21 protein-coding genes are annotated in these 16,869 nt (G+C 63.1%); 7 read left to right on the top strand and 14 right to left on the bottom strand.

Going from position 1 to position 16,869, the window contains the following annotated elements; genetic code table 11:
• Positions 1-2 precede the first annotated feature (2 nt).
• The 6 genes from NKJ18_RS10610 to NKJ18_RS10585 all read right to left on the bottom strand — a co-directional run bounded on the left by NKJ18_RS10610 (position 3) and on the right by NKJ18_RS10585 (position 2,836).
• Positions 3-461, bottom strand: coding sequence for a DUF1801 domain-containing protein (locus tag NKJ18_RS10610; RefSeq protein WP_023830051.1), 459 nt, complete (start codon positions 459-461; stop codon positions 3-5).
• A 3-nt stretch (positions 462-464) separates the two neighbouring features.
• Positions 465-686: a hypothetical protein gene (locus NKJ18_RS10605; protein WP_023668396.1), complete on the bottom strand. Its 222-nt coding sequence runs from the start codon at positions 684-686 to the stop codon at positions 465-467.
• Between the two features lie 24 nt (positions 687-710).
• Positions 711-1,103, bottom strand: a complete 393-nt coding sequence (locus NKJ18_RS10600) for a VOC family protein (RefSeq protein ID WP_352758196.1) — start codon at positions 1,101-1,103, stop codon at positions 711-713.
• Between the two features lie 57 nt (positions 1,104-1,160).
• Entirely contained in the window at positions 1,161-1,586 is a 426-nt protein-coding gene (locus tag NKJ18_RS10595) for an SRPBCC family protein (protein WP_023687161.1), read from the bottom strand.
• Positions 1,583-1,906, bottom strand: coding sequence for an ArsR/SmtB family transcription factor (locus NKJ18_RS10590; protein WP_023687160.1), 324 nt, complete (start codon positions 1,904-1,906; stop codon positions 1,583-1,585). Before NKJ18_RS10590 ends, NKJ18_RS10595 begins: the two co-directional genes overlap by 4 nt.
• Positions 1,907-2,104: 198 nt before the next feature.
• Positions 2,105-2,836, bottom strand: coding sequence for a hypothetical protein (locus NKJ18_RS10585; protein WP_023687159.1), 732 nt, complete (start codon positions 2,834-2,836; stop codon positions 2,105-2,107).
• A 128-nt stretch (positions 2,837-2,964) separates the two neighbouring features.
• Here NKJ18_RS10585 and thrC point away from each other — a divergent pair, with 128 nt between their 5' ends.
• From thrC to NKJ18_RS10565, 4 genes are read left to right on the top strand one after another with little or no spacing between them, the layout of a single operon-like run.
• Complete coding sequence (thrC, locus tag NKJ18_RS10580; protein WP_023824238.1) at positions 2,965-4,362, top strand: threonine synthase; 1,398 nt, start codon at positions 2,965-2,967, stop codon at positions 4,360-4,362.
• Between the two features lie 14 nt (positions 4,363-4,376).
• Positions 4,377-5,669, top strand: a complete 1,293-nt coding sequence (locus NKJ18_RS10575; protein ID WP_023668402.1) for a M16 family metallopeptidase — start codon at positions 4,377-4,379, stop codon at positions 5,667-5,669.
• A gap of 14 nt (positions 5,670-5,683) precedes the next feature.
• Positions 5,684-6,280 (top strand): GNAT family N-acetyltransferase, encoded by a 597-nt coding sequence (locus tag NKJ18_RS10570; protein ID WP_352758195.1) that lies wholly within the window; start codon positions 5,684-5,686, stop codon positions 6,278-6,280.
• A gap of 3 nt (positions 6,281-6,283) precedes the next feature.
• The gene (locus tag NKJ18_RS10565) at positions 6,284-9,172 is read left to right on the top strand and encodes an EAL domain-containing protein (RefSeq protein WP_031203549.1); all 2,889 of its coding nucleotides are present in this window, start codon (positions 6,284-6,286) and stop codon (positions 9,170-9,172) included.
• A 196-nt stretch (positions 9,173-9,368) separates the two neighbouring features.
• On the opposite strand, the gene NKJ18_RS10560 is transcribed toward NKJ18_RS10565, so the two are convergent.
• The gene (locus NKJ18_RS10560; protein ID WP_023668405.1) at positions 9,369-9,977 is read right to left on the bottom strand and encodes a YqgE/AlgH family protein; all 609 of its coding nucleotides are present in this window, start codon (positions 9,975-9,977) and stop codon (positions 9,369-9,371) included.
• A gap of 215 nt (positions 9,978-10,192) precedes the next feature.
• On the opposite strand from NKJ18_RS10560, the gene NKJ18_RS10555 reads away from it, so the two are divergent.
• From NKJ18_RS10555 to NKJ18_RS10545, 3 genes are all read left to right on the top strand, one after another.
• Positions 10,193-10,999, top strand: a complete 807-nt coding sequence (locus NKJ18_RS10555) for a protein-disulfide reductase DsbD domain-containing protein (protein ID WP_023732090.1) — start codon at positions 10,193-10,195, stop codon at positions 10,997-10,999.
• Positions 11,000-11,110: 111 nt separating this feature from the next.
• Positions 11,111-11,593, top strand: coding sequence for a peroxiredoxin (locus NKJ18_RS10550; protein ID WP_023698522.1), 483 nt, complete (start codon positions 11,111-11,113; stop codon positions 11,591-11,593).
• Between the two features lie 87 nt (positions 11,594-11,680).
• Positions 11,681-12,160 carry a DUF2938 domain-containing protein gene (locus NKJ18_RS10545; RefSeq protein ID WP_352519995.1) on the top strand — a complete coding sequence of 160 codons (480 nt, stop codon included), beginning with the start codon at positions 11,681-11,683 and terminating at the stop codon, positions 12,158-12,160.
• Positions 12,161-12,232: 72 nt separating this feature from the next.
• Here the strand turns inward: NKJ18_RS10545 and NKJ18_RS10540 are convergent, their stop codons facing one another.
• From NKJ18_RS10540 to NKJ18_RS10510, 7 genes are all read right to left on the bottom strand, one after another.
• A complete protein-coding gene (locus NKJ18_RS10540) occupies positions 12,233-12,817 on the bottom strand; it encodes a histidine phosphatase family protein (RefSeq protein ID WP_023698521.1) in 585 nt (194 codons plus the stop codon).
• A gap of 29 nt (positions 12,818-12,846) precedes the next feature.
• Positions 12,847-13,392: a ribonuclease HI gene (gene rnhA, locus NKJ18_RS10535; RefSeq protein WP_023698520.1), complete on the bottom strand. Its 546-nt coding sequence runs from the start codon at positions 13,390-13,392 to the stop codon at positions 12,847-12,849.
• Positions 13,389-14,351, bottom strand: coding sequence for a homoserine kinase (locus NKJ18_RS10530; protein WP_352758194.1), 963 nt, complete (start codon positions 14,349-14,351; stop codon positions 13,389-13,391). The genes rnhA and NKJ18_RS10530 overlap by 4 nt, the downstream gene beginning before the upstream one ends.
• Before the next feature lie 7 nt (positions 14,352-14,358).
• Positions 14,359-15,369, bottom strand: a complete 1,011-nt coding sequence (ispH, locus tag NKJ18_RS10525) for a 4-hydroxy-3-methylbut-2-enyl diphosphate reductase (RefSeq protein WP_352758193.1) — start codon at positions 15,367-15,369, stop codon at positions 14,359-14,361.
• Between the two features lie 163 nt (positions 15,370-15,532).
• Positions 15,533-16,288, bottom strand: a complete 756-nt coding sequence (locus tag NKJ18_RS10520) for an SURF1 family protein (protein WP_352758192.1) — start codon at positions 16,286-16,288, stop codon at positions 15,533-15,535.
• Positions 16,285-16,671, bottom strand: coding sequence for a DUF983 domain-containing protein (locus NKJ18_RS10515; RefSeq protein WP_023668414.1), 387 nt, complete (start codon positions 16,669-16,671; stop codon positions 16,285-16,287). Before NKJ18_RS10515 ends, NKJ18_RS10520 begins: the two co-directional genes overlap by 4 nt.
• A gap of 13 nt (positions 16,672-16,684) precedes the next feature.
• Positions 16,685-16,825 (bottom strand): L,D-transpeptidase family protein, encoded by a 141-nt coding sequence (locus NKJ18_RS10510; RefSeq protein WP_023735578.1) that lies wholly within the window; start codon positions 16,823-16,825, stop codon positions 16,685-16,687.
• Positions 16,826-16,869: the final 44 nt, after the last annotated feature.

Here is a 16,869-nt window from a genome sequence, read left to right as displayed (position 1 = left end):
GTTCACATCTTCTCGCCGGGCAATCGGCTGGCCTGCTTCACCCAGGAGGCGAAGCGGGCTTCGTCGATCTCTTCGCCTTCATGGATGTCGAGATAGCGCACTTCCTTTTGCCTTGAACCGCCGGGAGGCACAGGATCGAGCGACGTGCCGCGAAAGTAGGCGACTTTGACGTATCTGGTGAAGCAATGCAGGCTGAGGAACCAACCCTCGCCCTCGATGCCATAGAACGGTGAGTTCCACTTCACCGCCTTGCAGACGCCGGGGACGGCGCTGACGATAAGTGCGTCGATCCGGCGCCCGACATCGCTTTTCCAGCCCGGCATGGCAGCAATATATGCCTGCACCGGAGCGTCCCCATAGGCCTTCGGGATCTGCGGGTTGCCGCCCGAAAGCAGGACCGGCTTTTCCGGCTTGTCTGGGGCCGGTTTTGCGACCTTCGATTTTCCCGGCGCCTTGGCCATGTCCTACCCTTGCGCGCCCTGCTCGCCACGCGATCTCGCGACGTAAGGCAGCACGAACATGTAGAGGCCGCTGAACAGCAGCAGGAATAGCGGCAGCAGCGGCGAATAGACCACCCAGGCCGGAGGTTGCCCGAACGCCATGGTGATGAAATTGGCTGCCACGGTCAGCGTGAAGATGATCGACAGCCAACGATGGGTTTGACGTATCCATTTGCTCAAGTTCATTGCAACTTCCTCTTGAACCAGCGCCTACCAACGCGCCAGTTGGGTGATCTGGATGAGATTGCCGCAGCTGTCGTTGAGCTGGGCGATGGTCGAGCCGGTCACTTCTGTCGGCGCCATGGCGAACGCACCGCCGCGTCCCTTGATGCGCTCGTAATCACCCTTGACGTCGTCGGTGAACAGCATGAGCGCGGGCTGCCCCTGCTTGAAGATGGCCTGCTGGTAGGCCTTGGCGGCCGGGTTGTGGTTGAGCGCCAGCTGTAGCTCGGCTCCCTCGGGCTCATCGGGTGAGATGACGGTCAGCCAACGAAAAGCCCCATTGCTGAAGTCGGCCTTCACAGCAAAGCCCAGCACGTCGGTGTAGAAGCGCAGTGCGTTGTCCTGGTTGTCCACATAGACGCTGGTCAGCTTGATCTTCATCGATTTCCTCCTTTTTGCATTCGGTGCCCCGCGATCAGGGCATGGTACCGGCAGGCTTCAATCCGGCTTCGCCAGGACCTGCTCCAGCTTGGTGAGGAATTGCTGCCACCCGGCCCTGGCGCCGCCATAGGCCTGCTTCTGGCTCGGATGGAAGCCCGACTGCTCGACGCGCAGATGGGTTCCCGAGCTCGTGGGTGTGAGCGTGAACGTCACCACGCTCTTCAGATTGTAGGCGGCATCCTCATGCGCAAAATCCCAGCTGTAGGACAGCGTCCTGTTTTGCTCGATGGCCAGCACCTCGCAGTCGAGCACGCCGCCCCAGTCGCCGCGAAGATTGAAGCTGTGGCCGACGACAGGCTTGAAATCGTTCTTCATGAGCCAATCCTCCATCAGATGCGGCTGCGTTAACGCGCGCCAGATCTTCTCCGCCGGCCAGGATATTTCACGTTCGACGACGACGGTGCGCAGTTCGGGATTGCTCACTGGTCCATCCTTTTCAGCAGGTTCTCGAGATCATCGAAGCGGCTCTCCCAGAATCCTGTCATTTGAACTGTCCAGTCGGTCAGCGGACCAAGTGCCTCGGGCTGCGCGCTGTAGTGGGTCTGGCGTCCGGCGTGGCGGTCACGCACCAGGCCGGCCAGCTTCAGGACGCCGAGATGCTTCGACACCGCCGGTTGCGAGACCCCGGACTGCGCCGTCAGCGCCCCCACGGTCTGCTCACCTTGGCGGCACAAGCGCTCGAAGATGGCCCGCCGGGTCGGGTCGGCAAGCGTTCTGAACAAAGTATCGTGGGCGTCCGGCATCGGGTCAATAACCTGCGAGCTATTGATTGACGTATAACCGCCGGGATATGGATGAGTCAAGTGCGCTGGCGGAATGGATCGAGATTAAAGCGCAGACGCGACCTGCCGCAGGCGCACGCCTGCAGGATTACGATCGGATCGTTTGGATCTTTCAAAGAGTTGACCGGCACCGTCGCAGCAGCGACGGCGCCCAGGCGCTTAGTTCGTCGCCGGAGCGCGCTTCTTTTTCTTGCCGGACTTCTTGTCCACCGCCGCCGGCGCGGTGTCGTCATAGCCGGCATAGACAGTGTAATCCCGGGCGGAGGGTTCGGGCACGACGACGTTGGGATCGGTGAACACGAACTGGGTGGCGGTCGAGGGATCGCTGACCTGGATCTGATAGGGGTGGATCTGCGAATAAAGCACGTCGGGGCCGTGCATGACGGCAATGCGGATCGGCATGGTGATGGTGCCGGGGGCGAACAGCGGTCCCGGCACGATCTTGCCGGCAACGCCAACCTTCATCGTCAACTGGCCGTTGGCACGGCTGCAATCGCGGCTCACATCGCTGATCGAGGCCTGGTAGATGATCTTGGCCGGATCCTTGTTCGGATCGACGATGGAGCCGTCAGGCGCCGTCTGCGCGGCGGCAGCGGCCTCGGCATCCTGTGTTGCATCAGCCTTTTTCTTTTTCGGCTGCGGCGCGCCCTTGGCGTAGGTATTGAAGTATGCGGTGCCATCGCGCACCGTCACTTTCGGGCAGTAGGCCTGCAACTGGCTGGCGAGAACCTTGGGATCCTGAGGCGGTATTGGCGCATTCGGGTCGGTCTTCTTGCCGAAACCGAGATTGAGGATGCCATTGTCGCTCGATTGGCAACCGGCGGCGGCAAGCATAAAGCCGGTTAGCGCCAGACCCGCGACAAAGCGACGGTTGAACTTATGAAACGCCATGAAACTGCACTTCCCTCTCGCAAAGTTGGTGACGTATAGCAACGCCACGGCAAAAATGCGACTGAGGCGGCTCGGAAAATTAACCAATTGCCGTGGATGAAACCGGCGGCAGCAATGGACCTTTGACGATGCGCTATGTGAGTACCCGCGGGGATGCGCCCGTGCTTGGATTTGCCGATGCGGTGCTGGCGGGGCTGGCCCGCGACGGCGGGCTTTATGTGCCGCAGACATGGCCGCAGTTTTCGGCAGCCGAGATCCGCGCCATGCGCGGCCTGCCCTATGCGGACCTCGCCATCCGCGTGCTGACGCCGTTCCTCGGCGGCGAGATCGCCGCACCCGTCTTCGAGCGCCTGGTGCGAGAAGCCTATGCCACCTTCCGCCACCGGGCCGTCTGCCCGCTGGTGCAGACCGGCGCCAACACGTTCATCCTCGAGCTCTTCCACGGTCCGACGCTGGCCTTCAAGGACGTTGCCATGCAGCTGCTTGCCCGGCTGATGGACCATGTACTGACTGAGCGCGGCCAGCGCGCCACCATCGTCGGCGCGACCTCGGGTGACACTGGCGGCGCCGCCATCGATGCCTTTGCCGGCCGCGACCGAACTGACATTTTCGTGATGTTCCCGCATGGCCGCGTCTCGCCGGTGCAGCAGCGGCAGATGACGACATCGACGGCCGCCAACGTCCAGGCGCTGGCGATCGAAGGCAATTTCGACGATTGCCAGGGCCTGCTGAAGGATATGTTCAACGATCATGGTTTTCGTGATCGCGTGTCGCTGTCGGGCGTCAATTCGATCAACTGGGCCCGCATCATGGCCCAGATCGTCTATTATTTTTCCTCGGCGCTTTCGCTCGGCGCGCCGGACAGGCCGGTCTCCTTTACCGTGCCGACCGGCAATTTCGGCGATATTTTCGCCGGTTACGCCGCCAAGAAGATGGGCCTGCCGATCGAGCGGCTGATCGTCGCCACCAACGACAACGACATATTGGCGCGCACTTTCGCGACCGGTGAATACCGCACCAAGGGTGTGTTTGCGACGACGTCGCCATCGATGGACATCCAGGTATCGTCGAACTTCGAGCGACTGCTGTTCGAGGCCTGCGACCGTAACGCAGAGACGGTGCGGCGTTACATGGCCGGCCTCAAGCAATCCGGCGCCTTCACCATCGAAACCGCGGAAATCGACCGGATGCGGTCCGAATTCGACGCCGGGCGCGCCGATATGGACGAGGTTGCAGCCACCATTCGCTCGACGCTCGAATCCAGCAATTATCTGCTCGATCCGCACACGGCCGCGGCCGTGCATGTCGCCGCCGGCCAGGCCGACGGTGCAGTGCCGATGGTGGTGCTGGGCACGGCGCACCCGGCCAAGTTTCCGGCCGCCGTCGAAGCCGCCTGCGGCGTGTGGCCGGCCCTGCCCGCATGGCTGGGGTCCTTGATGTCAGCCGACGAAAAGTACACGGTACTTCCATCCGACCTGAAAATGGTGGAAGATTACGTGAGCCGCCACTCAAGGGCAGCGCGTTAGGGAGTACTTGCCATATGGGTGTTGAGGTAAGCCGTCTGTCGAACGGCCTGACAGTCGCCACCGAAACCCTTCCAAGCCTCGAATCCGTTGCCCTTGGCGCCTGGGTCAAGTCCGGCGCCCGCAATGAGCGTGACGACGAGCACGGAATGGCCCATCTGCTCGAGCATATGGCCTTCAAGGGTACGAAAAGGCGGACGGCCTTCGAGATCGCCTCGGAAATCGAGGATGTCGGCGGCGAGATCAATGCCGCCACATCAGTCGAGACGACGTCCTATTACGCCAGGGTGCTGTCCGACGATGTGCCGCTGGCGGTGGATATCCTTGCTGATATCCTGCAGGAGTCCGAATTCGACCCAGAGGAACTGGAGCGCGAGCAGCATGTGATCCTGCAGGAGATCGGCGCCGCGCACGACACACCCGACGACATCGTCTTCGACCGTTTCACCGAGACCGCCTTCCGCCACCAGACGATCGGCCGCTCGATCCTCGGCACGCCGGAAACCGTCAAATCCTTCACCTCCAAACAGCTGCATGATTTCATCGAGCGCCAATATGGCGCCGAGAAGATGGTGATCGTGGCGGCAGGCGACATCAAGCACGACAATTTCGTGCGCGAGGTCGAAAAGCAGCTCGGCGGTTTCCGCAGCAAGTCCGACAGCACGATGCCGCAATATGCGCAGTATGTCGGCGGCGATTTCCGCGAGGATCGCGACCTGATGGACGCGCAGATCGTGCTCGGCTTCGAAGGCCGAGCCTATCATGTGCGCGATTTCTACGCTTCGCAGGTGCTGTCGATGATCCTCGGCGGCGGCATGTCGTCCCGGCTGTTCCAGGAGGTTCGCGAAAAGCGTGGCCTGTGCTATTCGGTCTATGCTTTCCACTGGGGTTTTTCCGATACCGGCATCTTCGGCGTTCATGCCGCGACCGGGCAGAGCGACATTGCCGAACTGGTTCCGGTCATTATCGACGAGCTGCAGAAGGCCGGCGAGAATATCCTTCAGGAAGAGCTCGACCGCGCCCGCGCGCAATACCGCGCCGGCCTGATCATGTCGGCTGAAAGCCCGGCCAGCCGCGCCTCGCAGATCGCCAGGCAGCTGCTTCTGTTCGGCCGGCCGATCGCCAAGGAGGAGTTGATGGAACGGCTGTCGGCGCTGACCGTCGAGCGGCTGACCGACCTTTCGTCCCGGCTGTTTTCGACCAAGCCGACGCTGACCGCGGTTGGACCGGTGGGTACGCTCGCGCCCTATGAGGCGATTCTCGATTCGCTTGCGGGCACGCACACCACGGCCCGCAAGCTCGCCGTCTAAGCCTTCAAGCGCCGGTGTTCGCGCTCCCTTTCTTTCGCCGTGACCTGCCGGCACTGAAAGGCGACCGGGTCATGCTGCGCGTGCCCTACACCAACGACTATCGCGAATGGTCGGCGGTGCGCGGCGAAAGCCGTGCCTTCCTCGAACCGTGGGAGCCGCGCTGGACGCCCGATGAACTCGACCGCACCGCCTGGCGGCTGCGCATCGGCCGCTACCGCGAAGACTATGCGCAGGGAACCGCCATCGCCTTCTTCATCTTCGAGAAGGCGAGCGGCAAGCTTGCAGGCGGCATTACACTCGGCAATATCCGCCACGGCGTCTCGCAAAGTGGCCATGTCGGGTACTGGATCGGAGAGCGGTTTGGCGGCCGCGGCCTGATGACCGACGCGGTCAACGTGGTCTGCCGCTTCGCCTTCGATACGCTGAGGTTGCACCGGATCGAAGCTGCCTGTATTCCCGACAATATCCGGTCGATCCGCGTGCTTGAAAAAGCCGGATTCCGGCGCGAAGGACTTCTGCGATCCTACCTCAGGATCAACGGCATCTGGCAGGACCACTACCTCTACGCCCGGATCGCGGACGATCTGCCGGGCGCTGGAACGAAGGACTGATTTTTGACGAATTTCCTGCGAAACGGGTCGCTGTTGGCCTTTGTTCTGGCGGCTGTCGTCACGCTTTGCGCGGCGCTCCCGGCCTTCGCCGTCGAACCGATCAAGATTGCCCGCGACGATGTCGCGCTCGACCTGTCGCGCGCCGTCGAGATTTACCGCAACCAGGGCGAAAACTTCCAGGTGTCGACCGCACCCGGCCCCGATGGCATCGTCCGGCGCATCGAGGTCGAGGCCAATGACGCGCGCTCGAGCGGTGACTGGGCGGTGTTCGCGCTCGCCAATACCACCGACCAGCAGCTTGACCGGCTGATCGTGGCGCCGCATTTCAGGCTGGTGAATTCCGGCATCTTCTGGCCCGATCTCGGCGCCACCCGCATCGCCGCGATCACACCCAGCGAGGGCTTCGCGCTCGACCGCCAGTCAAGCTCCGACGCCGACGTGTTCCGGGTGACGCTGAACCCGGGAACGGTGATCACCTTCATCGCCGAACTCGCCTCGCCGAAGCTGCCGCAGGTCTATCTATGGGAGCCGGAAGCCTACAAGGACTCGGTCAATTCCTACACGCTGTTTCGCGGCATCGTCATCGGCATCGCCGGGCTGCTGGCGCTGTTCCTGACCATCCTTTTCGTCGTCAAGGGAACCTCGATGTTTCCGGCGACAGCCGCACTTGCGTGGGCGGTACTTGCCTATATCTGCGTCGATTTCGGCTTTCTGAACAAGATCATAGAGATATCGCCCGGCAACGAGCAGATGTGGCGGGCGGGAACGGAGGTGGCGCTTGCGGCGACCTTCGTGGTGTTCCTGTTCGCCTATCTCAACCTCAACCGGTGGCACGGGCATTTCAGCTATGGCGCGCTGGTCTGGATTCTCGGCCTGGTGCTGATCGCGGGTGTGGCCATCATCGATCCGGCCGTCGCCGCCGGTATTGCCCGGCTGTCCTTTGCCGCCACCGCGCTGACCGGGCTCGGCCTCATCATCCTGCTCGGTCTTCGTGGTTACGACCGTGCGATCATGCTGGTGCCCAGTTGGGTGATGGTGCTGCTATGGCTGTGCGGGTCGTGGATGGCGATCACCGGCATGCTCGACAACGACATCGCCCAGCCGGCATTGGGCGGCGGGCTGATCCTGATCATCCTTTTGATCGGCTTCACCGTCATGCAGCATGCCTTTGCCGGCGGCGCGCTGCATCAGGGCCTGTTCTCCGATCTCGAGCGCCAGGCGCTGGCCGTCGCCGGCTCCGGCGACACGGTGTGGGACTGGGACGTGCTGCGCGACCGCGTCGTCACCAAGCCCGACGTCAGCATCCAGCTTGGCCTGGCGCCCAACAGCCTGGGGGGTGCGGCCCGCAACTGGCTGCCGGTGCTGCATGCCGACGACCGCGACACGTTCCGCACCACCCTCGACGTGGTGCTCGAACATCGGCGCGGCCGGGTCTCGCAGAATTTCCGCCTGCGCGGCGCCGACGGGCACTACCACTGGTTCTTGCTTCGGGCGCGGCCGGTGATCGGCTCGGACGGCGAAGTGATTCGCTGCGTCGGCACCATGGTCGACGTCACCGAGCAGAAAAAGTCCGAGGAAAGGCTGCTGCACGATGCCGTTCACGACAATCTGACCGGCCTGCCCAACCGCGAACTTCTGATGAACCGGCTGGAAGCCATCATCTCGATCGCGCGCACCGAAGAGAAGGTGCGCCCGACCGTCTTCGTCATCGACATCGACCGTTTCAAGCAGGTCAATGACGGGCTTGGCATCTCGGCCGGCGACACCATCCTGCTCACCATTGCGCGCCGCTTGCACCGGCTGTTGAAACCGAAGGATTCGCTGTCGCGCTTTGCCGGTGACCAGTTCGCCCTGATGCTGCTCTCCGAACAGGAACCCTCCCGCATCGCGGCGGTGGCAGACGCCATCAAGCACGCCATCAACAACCCGATCACCTTCGCCAAGCGCGAGATCGTGCTGACTGCCTCGATCGGCCTGATCACCTGGACCTCGGCGCAGACTTCGGCAGAAGACATGGTCAAGGACGCCGAGCTTGCCATGCACCAGGCCAAGCGCTTCGGCGGCGACAGGATCGAGCCGTTCCGGCCGGCCTTCCGCACCGTCGGCACCGACCGGCTGCAATTCGAATCCGATCTGCGCCGCGCCATCGAGCGGCGTGAGTTCACCCTTGCCTACCAGCCGATCGTACGGCTGGAGGACGGCAGCATTGCCGGCTTCGAAGCGCTGCTGAGGTGGGACCATCCGCGCCGCGGCATGATCCCGCCGGGCGATTTCATCCCGGTCGCCGAAAGCTGTGGTCTGATCGTGCAGCTTGGGCTGTTTGCCATGCAGCAGGCGGCCGAAGACCTCGCCGGTTGGCAAAAGCAGATCGGCGACACGCCGCTGTCGGTGTCGGTCAATCTGTCCAGTCGCCAGCTGATCCGCCGCGACCTGGTCAGCGATGTCCGCTCGGTCATCGCCCGCGCCAATCTGAAGCCGCGCTGCTTCCGGCTCGAACTTACCGAATCGCTGGTCATGGACAATCCAGAGCAGACCTCGCATGTGCTGACCAAGCTGAAGCAGCTCGGCATCGGCCTGTCGCTGGACGATTTCGGCACCGGCTATTCCTCGCTCGCCTATCTGACCCGCTTCCCCTTCGACACCATCAAGATCGACAAGAGCTTCGTCGACGACGCGACGCCGAAGCGGGCGGTGCTGCTCAAATCCATGGTCAACATGGCGCATGAACTCGGCCTGTCGGTGGTGGCCGAGGGCATTTCCGACGAAAGCGATGCGCTGGAACTGCGCCAGATGGGCTGCGAATATGTGCAAAGCTTCATGTTCGGCGCGCCGATGCCCGGCGACCAGGTGCTGAAGGCGCTGAAAGAGCAGTACCCGATGACGCAGGCGTGATGGGTGAGGCATGCGTCGTGCAGGCGCGTGGTTACATTGGAATGAACCCCGAAAATTAGCTGAAGCGACCGCGCCTTCGTCATCCTGGGGCGAAGCAAGGAGCGCAGCGACGCAGCGCAGACCCTAGGATGACGAAAGTGGCGGGCGGCTTCGGCTAGTCGCGAAGGTTCGGCGGAACGTCGGCAAATGCGAGGCCTCAGGCGTGCCCCGCGGCCAGGCTCAGATGCGCCAGATCAATCCCGATCGATGCCAGGATGCGGTCGTATTTGCGCTCGATGTCGGCGTCGAACAGAAGCTCGGGCGTCGCCGGACAGGTCAGCCAGCCATTCTCGGCGATCTCGGTTTCCAGCTGGCCGGCGCCCCAGCCGGAATAGCCGAGCGCCATCAATGCGCGCCGCGGGCCGCGGCCGGACGAGATGGCGCGCAATATGTCGACCGTCGCGGTCAGGCAGATATCGTCGGAGACGGTGAGCGAGGATTCCACCCGGTAGTCGCCCGAGTGCAGGACGAAGCCGCGGCTACGGTCGACGGGGCCGCCATTGCGCACGACGAAGTCGCGAGCCTGCGCCGGCAGCCTGATCGCCTCCTGCTCGTTCATGATGCCGAGCTGCACCAGAAGATCGGGAAACAGCATCTGCTGCGTCTGGTTGATGATCAGGCCCATGGCGCCTTCATCGCTGTGCGCACAGATGTAGATGACCGAGCGCGTGAAGCGATCGTCCTTCATGCCGGGCATGGCAATCAGAAACTGGTCGTCAAGAAAGCCGCGTCCACCGGCCGTCTTTTTGTGGCGCAACAAATCCATGGACTGGAGCGTAACGCGTTTCCGGGACGCCGAAAAGATGCGCCGCGTGCGATTCGGCCAAAGCCCAATGGTTGGAACAACGGAATCTTGACTGCGAACTTTGCTCGGCCGATTGCTTGAACCCAACTGTTCCTTACCCGAAGGTCACGCAAATATGATACGCAGAGCGCCATGAAAACATTGCGCGGCCATGAACTGACGATCAAATCAACGCCATGCAAAGCTTGAAAATCCTGCTGCTCGGCGCCGCCATCGGATGCGGAGCAGCCCTTCCCGCCGCCGCCTCGTCTTCCGACTGGTACAACAGCGAAGGGGGCAAGGTGCGGCTGGTGACAACAGGCAAGGCCGACGAGGCCGGTCGCATACAGGGCGTTCTCGACATCGCGCTCAAGCCCGGCTGGAAGACCTATTGGCGCGATCCGGGCGACGCCGGCGTGCCGCCGCAGATCGACGTTTCGGCCAGCACCAACATCACCGATGCGGCGTTTTCCTTCCCTCCGCCGCAGCGCCATGACGACGGCTACGGCAAATGGGCCGGCTACAACCATCCGGTCTCGCTGCCGGTGACATTCACTTTGTCGTCGCCTGGGGATGCGGCCGTCATCGATGCCGACATCTTTCTCGGCATATGCGAGACGATCTGTATTCCGGTACAGACGCGGCTGAGCGTCGATCCCGCCGCCGATCCCGACAATGCCGAGGATGCGGCGCTGGTGAAGGCTGCACTCGCCACCTTGCCCGCGCCTGCCAAGCCCGATTTCGGGATCAAGGTGCTGCCGGGCGACCATGAGACGCTGATGGTCGAGGCGACTTTTCCCGGAGATCCGGAGGCGGCGGATTTATTCGTCGCCGGGGGACGCGATTATATGTTCGGGGCGCCTGCACGCAGCGAAAAGGACGGCCGGCTGGTATTTACCATTCCGATCCTCGACCGGCCGTCGACGACACCGACCGATGGCGGGTTGTATTACACCCTGACAAGTGCCGAAGGCGCGGTCGAGGGCGTTCTGCCGTTCCCCTGATACCGAACCCGATCAGGGCTTTCCCTTGATCCAGGCCTTGTCGGCGGTTGCGGGAGATGCCCGATTTCGCTATCGCAAGAAACCTTCCCTGCTTTTCACACGAGGACCATCATGACGATTGCCGTTGGCGACAAACTGCCCGATGCGACCTTCAAGGAAATGACCGCCGACGGCGCCAAGGTGATCACCTCGGCCGAGATTTTCGCGGGCAAGAAGGTCGTGCTGTTCGGCGTTCCAGGCGCCTTCACGCCGACCTGCAGCAACAATCATCTGCCGGGCTATCTCGAGAACCACGATGCCATCCTGGCCCGCGGCGTCGACACCATCGCCGTCGTCTCCGTCAACGATGTCCATGTCATGGGCGCCTGGGCCAATTTCACCGGCGGTCAAGGCAAGATCCTCTATCTCGCCGACGGCAATGGCGACTTCGCCAGGTCGATCGGCCTCGACTCCGACTATTCCAGCGGCGGCATGGGATTGCGCTCGAAGCGCTTCTCGATGATCGTCGACAACGGCAAGGTCACCGCGCTCAATGTCGAGACCAAGCCAGGAGTCGACACATCGGGTGCCGCTCACATTCTGAGCCAGCTCTAAACCGCAGCGGCCGCGTCGGCTCATGAGCGCCATGGCCTGACGACCACGCGCTTCCAGCCGGATTGCCTGCTTTGGGGGACATCGACGATGTTTGACATCATCTGGCGCAGCGTTGCGATCGGCATCGGCGCCACGGTGCTGATGGATCTTTGGGCGCTGTTCCTGCATCTGGCGCTCAGCCAGCCGCGGCCGAACTGGGGGCCGCCCGGCCGCTGGGTCTGGCACCTTAGGGAAGGCAAGGTTTTCCACGACGATATCGCCCAAGCCGCACCCTATGCGCATGAGCAGGCGCTGGGCTGGGCTTTCCACTATGTCACCGGCATCGTCTACGGCTTCATCCTGGTGGCGCTGGTGGGCACGGCATGGCTGGACGCGCCGACCTTCCTGCCGGCCTTCATCCTCGGCATGGTCACCATCGGCGCCGGCTGGTTCCTGCTGGCGCCCGGCATGGGCGCCGGCTGGGCTGCCTCAAAGCGCCCCAACGCGATGCAGATCCGCGCCTTCAATGTGATCTCGCACACGGTGTTCGCGCTCGGCCTCTACGGCACGGCCCTGCTGATCCGCTGAGGACAGGTTCTATCCGCTGGTCGCCAGCGGCTTCATCGCCGCTACGGTGTCGATGATCTCCTGACATCCGCTTTAGCGCGGCGCCAGACTGTCTATCGGCCGCCATCCGTGGACGACGCGGCGCGTGCCGACATCATAGGCGAAGTAATTGCCGCCGCCGGCCGGCTGATCCGCCTCGCGGCTGATTGCGCGATCGCTGAGCGAGAGCAGCAAGAGCGTTCCGACGCCGCCATGGCCGACGAAGGCAATGTCGCCGCCATCGGCAGCACCCAGCACCGTTTCGACCTCGCTGACAATGCGTTGCTGGGCATCGATGGCCCGCTCCCAGCCGCGGATGCTTTTGTGCGGGTTGGCGAAGAACTGGTCGGCGACCGCCTCGAACTCCGGCGGCGGCAGGAAGCCGGTTGCCGACCGATCGTTCTCATGCATGCGCTCCCGCACCTCGACCGCGAGGCCGAGGTGTTTGCCAAGAATCTCGGCGGTTTCGATCGCCTTGCGTTCGGCCGACGAGACGACCCGCCGGATCGACCCGACCCATGGCTGCTCGAGCATGGCTGATGCTCGAGCCCGTCCGATCTCGGACAGCCCCCAGTGCGGCACGGGAACGTTGGCATCGATCTGAACCTGGGGATGGGTGATGTAGTATACGATCGGCATGAGTGAGATCCCCTGCCGATAGCTTGAGCTCAATAGCTTTGGGTCGAGCGCCGTGCCCGTGGCGCCGCAGGCTGCTTCTCGGATGCCGCCGGCTTCAGCGCCGCCGCAGGCTTCGGCGCCACAGGTTTTAACGGACTCTTCTTGAACGGCGCCATGCCTTCCCTTGCGAGTTCGTCGGCGCGTTCGTTCTCGGTATGGCCGGCATGGCCCTTGACCCAGTTCCAGGTCACCTTGTGGCGCCGATTGGCCTCATCCAGCGCCTGCCACAGTTCACCGTTCTTGACCGGCTTCTTGTCGGCGGTCTTCCAGCCGTTTTTCTTCCAGCCGTGGATCCATTTGGAGATACCGTCCATGACATATTTGCTGTCGGTGTGAAGCTCGACGGAGCACGGCTCCTTCAGCGCATTCAGCGCCGAGATGGCGGCCAGCAGCTCCATACGGTTATTGGTCGTCTCGGCCTCGCCGCCCGACAATTCCCTGGTCTTGCCGTTGAAGCGCAGGATGGCGCCCCAGCCGCCGGGACCGGGATTGCCCGAGCAGGCACCGTCGGTGAAGATTTCAACCTGCTTGGTCATGTCAGTCCGTATTCCGAAGGCGACCTGATCGCGCGGTGGAAGCGCATGCGGCGGATATATTCGGTCGGATCGCGCTTCATGACCAGCCCGCCCTCGGGAACCGTCAGCCAGTCATAGAGCCGGGTCAGCATAAAGCGCAGCGCCGAGCCGCGCGAAAGCATCGGCAGCGCTGCTTTCTCGCCCTCGCTCAAAGGCCGCACGCTCTGATAGCCGGCCAGCAGCGCCGTGCCTTTGGTCAGGTTGAAGGAGAAATCCTTCTCGAAACACCAAGCATTGAGGCAGGTGGCGACGTCATAGGCGTAGAGGTCGTTGCAGGCGAAATAGAAGTCGATGAGGCCGGACAGTTTCTCGCCGAGGAAGAAGACATTGTCGGGAAACAGATCGGCATGGATGATGCCTGCCGGCAGGCCTTGCGGCCAATGGCGTCCGAAGTCGGCGAAATCCGCGTCGACCTCGGCCGCCAGTCCCGGCTCGACCTCGTCGGCGCGGTCGCGCGAGGCGTTCCACAATTTGCGCCAGCCCTCGATGGCCAGTGCGTTGTCACGCGTCATCGCAATATCCTGGCCGGCGAGATGCAGGGCGGCGAGCGCCTTGCCGACCTCCGCGCAATGCGCCGCTGTCGGCCGCCGGAGCGACAGGCCTTCGAGGAAGGTGATGATGACCGCGGGACGGCCGGCCAGCGTGCCGATGACGGTGCCGTCATGCGCGGTCACCGGCAACGGGCAGGAAATGCCTTTGCGGGCGAGATGGCCCATCAGGCCGAGGAAGAACGGCAGGTCGGCCTTGTCGACGCGCTTCTCGTAGAGCGTCAGTATGTAAGAGCCGCTTGAGGTGTGCAGCAGGAAATTCGAATTCTCCGTGCCTTCGGCGATACCCTTGTAGGACAAGAGTTCGCCGACCGGATATGCCCTCAGGAACGCGCCGAGTTCGCCCTCATTGACGTCGGTGTAGACCGCCATGGGCTGTTCACGCGGCTCCGTTGACGAAGGCCATGTCGGCCCGCGTCAGTTCGACATCGCGCAGAACCCGCATGACTGGAAAATCCTCCGTTTCGGTGGCCGTGATCGCCAGGTCGATGTTCACCTCGAAGCGCTGGCGGAAGGCATCGATGATCTCGTCGACGATGATCTCCGGCGCCGACGCGCCGGCAGACAGGCCGAGCGTCGAGATGTTTGTGACGTCATTCCACGGAATTTCGGCGGCGCGCTGTACGAGAAGCGACATGGTGGCGCCGGCGCGCTCCGCCACTTCGACAAGACGGCGCGAATTGGAGGAATTGGGCGCACCGACGATCAGATAGAGATCGGCGCCGGCGGCGGTTTCCTTGACCGCTTCCTGGCGGTTGGTGGTGGCGTAGCAGATCGATTCGGCGGCCGGTGCATGCAGTTGCGGGAAGCGCTCCTGCAGCACCCGCAATATGCCGGCAGTGTCTTCGACCGACAACGTTGTCTGGCTTACGAAGCCGAGCGCTTCCGGGTCGGCGGGGGCAAAGGTCCCAGCGTCGGCTTCGGTCTCGATCAGCGTGACGGCGCCTTCAGCCAGTTGGCCCATGGTGCCGATCACTTCGGGATGGCCGGCATGGCCGATCAGAAGCACATGGCGGCCGAGCCGCTGATGGCGCATCGCCTGCTTGTGCACCTTGGACACCAGCGGGCAGGTGGCGTCGAGATAGAAGAGCTCGCGTGCCTTGGCGTCGGCCGGCACCGATTTCGGCACGCCGTGGGCTGAGAAGACAACCGGCGACTTGCGGTGCTCGGCCGGGATTTCCGAGAGTTCCTCGATGAAAACCGCGCCAAGGCTTTGCAGGCCCTCGACGACATAGCGGTTGTGCACGATCTCGTGGCGGACATAGACCGGCGCGCCGTATTTCTTCAACGCCAGCACGACGATCTGGATCGCGCGGTCGACACCGGCGCAAAAGCCGCGCGGCTGGCAGAGCCGGATCGTCAGCGGTGGTTTTGTGGCGGTCTGCAGCATGATTCCAGATCGGTTGATCGTATCGTGACGCGAAATGAGGTGTGCACCCCTGCCCTGTCAAGGGCAGTTGAGATCAGGTTGAATGGTCAGCCTGATCTAACTCTTTGTTGGAGCATGATCTTGTCCGAAAACCGGTTCCCACTTTTCGGGATGATGCTCTGGATCATTCAGTCTTTGCCGGACGGCGCAGCCTGACGATCAGAACCGCGGCAAGAGCCGCCGCCAGGCCATACCAGGTGAAGGCATATTGCAGATGAGAGTTCGGCAGGTCGATGATGGTGACGCCGCCGACCGGCAGCCCGCCCGGGTTCGGCGTCTTGTCGGCGTCGATGAAGATCGGCACCAGCACGGCACCGGCCGGCAGGCCGGCACTCGCCGCCATGGCATCGCGATCCTTCCAATAGAAGATGTTCTTGGCCACGTCATTGTCGGGCAGCATCATCGACGGCTTGGCCGGCAGCGGGTTGCGCGCCAGGCCGGTGACCGTGACCTTGCCGGTCACCTGCCCTTGCGGGCGCTTGGCGGCATCCTTTACATCATAGGGAACGAAGCCGCGGTTGATCAGGACATAGCGGCCATCGTCGAGGGCCAGCGGGGTATAGACGTTGAAGCCGGCGTCGCCGTCCCATGTGGCGTAGAAATGCCGCTCGCCGGAGTGCAGGAACGTCCCGCTGACGGTGACCGGCGTGTAGTCGACATCACCGGTGGCGGCGAATTCCTTCTCGACGTCCGCCAGCGGCTGCGGCGTTGAATGGGTGCGCTGGTCGATGGTCTGCAGAAGGGCTTCCTTCCAGTACAGGCGCTGCACCTGCCATGTGCCAAGCCCGAGCAGGATGACGAACACCACCAGGCCGAGGCCGAGCAGCAATGCCGTCTTCGGCCGCGAGCGGCCGGCGGGCTTGGTGAGCGCCTCGTTCATTGCCCCTGGTCCAGGCGGCCTTCGGCCGCCTTGTTGGCGTATTGAAGCGTTAGCAGCACCCCCTTGATCAGCCTCAGCGCCGTCAGGCACAGCGCCACGGCCAGCGGTATCCAGATGATGAAATGCAGCCACAGCGGCGGGCTCAGCGTCACCTCCACCCACAGCGCCAGCCCAACGACGATGAAGCCGATGATCAGGATGACGAACACCGCCGGGCCGTCGCCGGCATCGGCGTAGGAATAGTCGAGGCCGCAATTGTTGCAGCGCTTGCCGACGGTGAGGAAGCCGGAAAACAGCCGTCCTTCGCCGCAGCGCGGGCAGCGTCCGTGCAGGCCGGCCGAGATCGGCTCGATGGGTGGCCAGATCGCCCTATCTTCACTCATGGATAGTCATGCTTTACGGCTCGATTTCGATCAGCGTTCCATCCGGCACCATAGTCCAGATTTCGTCCATGTCGCAGTCGGTAACCCCAATGCAGCCATCGGTCCAGTCGACCAATTGAAGCAGCCAGCCCGACCAGCCGAATCCGTTGGACATTAACGGGCGCCGAAAAGAAGAAAGGCGACCGCGTTGCCGCGACC

This window comes from Mesorhizobium sp. M0217 (genome assembly GCF_040321955.1).
In the GTDB taxonomy this organism is placed as follows: domain Bacteria; phylum Pseudomonadota; class Alphaproteobacteria; order Rhizobiales; family Rhizobiaceae; genus Mesorhizobium.
The sequence above is the reverse complement of the archived record's forward strand: the minus strand, read 5'-3'. Positions and strand labels throughout refer to the sequence as shown.